The sequence below is a fragment of the Rhodopseudomonas sp. B29 genome, assembly GCF_000333455.1.
In the GTDB taxonomy this organism is placed as follows: domain Bacteria; phylum Pseudomonadota; class Alphaproteobacteria; order Rhizobiales; family Xanthobacteraceae; genus Rhodopseudomonas.
Map to the genome: position 1 here is coordinate 1 of NZ_BADD01000643.1, position 1,251 is coordinate 1,251.

General features: G+C 67.9%; 1 protein-coding gene and 1 pseudogene. Both read left to right on the top strand.

What is annotated here, in order from left to right; all coding sequences use genetic code 11:
* Positions 1-365, top strand: a 365-nt coding sequence (locus tag I5M_RS30470; protein WP_040771864.1) for a hypothetical protein, incomplete at its 5' end; no start/stop codon positions are given.
* 70 nt (positions 366-435) lie between these two features.
* Positions 436-1,251 (top strand): annotated as a pseudogene (locus I5M_RS34295) (hypothetical protein); the annotation flags it as partial.

Here is a 1,251-nt window from a genome sequence, read left to right on the forward strand (position 1 = left end):
GGCGGCTGGAGCACCTGACCGTGAAGCTGGCGACCTGGGGTGTGCCGCCGAGCGACTACCGTATCCACTGGAAGATCGTCGCGCGCGCGGGAGACCGCACGATCGAACTCGTGCGGGGTCGGATCGACGCGCCGAGGTCAAAGGATTGGCAGCGCGTCAGCTTGCGGCCCTCACTGGTCCCCGAGCAAGTCGCCGACCTGGTCGAGGTCTCGTTCTCGACGTCCGTGACCGCTGCGCCGGCCGCACCGATCGGGCTTCCGCTTTACAAACGCAAGGACGACTCGGCGGACCCACCGGCGGATATCGGCGGCGTCGCCGAGCCGAACGGAGCGCTGATCGGATTGGTGCCGGCCTATGCGCCCTGAGGTGACACATTCCACTGCATCGGTCGGTACGGCGCCGAATTCCGAAGTCTCCGGAAGGAGTGCGCGGGGATTGACGCCGTCCGCTCGCGACTGGGCGCCGGTGCTGCGGCTGGCCGTCGTTGTGCTCGCCCTGGCGATCATCTATTGGCGGACGCCGTCCACATTCACCAATCCCCAGTTCTGGGGCGAGGACATCGTCTTCTTCGACGAGGGCATCGCTCACGGCTGGCGCAGCCTGTTCGTCGTGCCCGCCGGCTATCTGGTGGCCGCGCAGGATCTGGCCGGAATCTTCGCCAGCTATTTCGACCCGGCGGCGGCGCCGGCGATCTTCAACTACGCGGCCGTACTGTTGACCCTGTTGATCGTCTGGCTGATCACGTCGCCGCGCCTCGATCTTCCCTACAAGCCGCTGTGTGCGCTCGCCCTTGTGGTCGTGCCGATGGGCTACGAGGAGCTCGGCACGATCACCAACATCCAGTGGATCCTGCCGGTCGGCGTGTTCGCCCTTCTGTTCATGCGCAGCGCCAGGTCGCCCTTGGTTCTGCTCGGCGAGGCGCTGCTCACCGCGGTCTCGGCGGTCAGTGGCCCGTTCTGCATCTTCCTGCTGCCGCTGTTCGTGCTGCGCGCGGTCCAGACGAACGAAGCCGAGCGTCGCCGTTTCTGCGCCGGCGACGCGCCCGGCGGCGTCATGGCGATGGTCGACTATCTCGGCCTCAAGGTTCGGCATCTGGACTCGACCGACACCGGCGGCTGCTCCTATCTGATCCATCTCGCCCACGCGGCCGAAGCCATCGCTGCCGGCCGCTGCTCGGTGGCGCTGATCACGCTGGCCGGCAAGCCGCGCACCGGTGCGCTGCCGCCGCGTCCGGTCGGCGCCGAGGGCGAT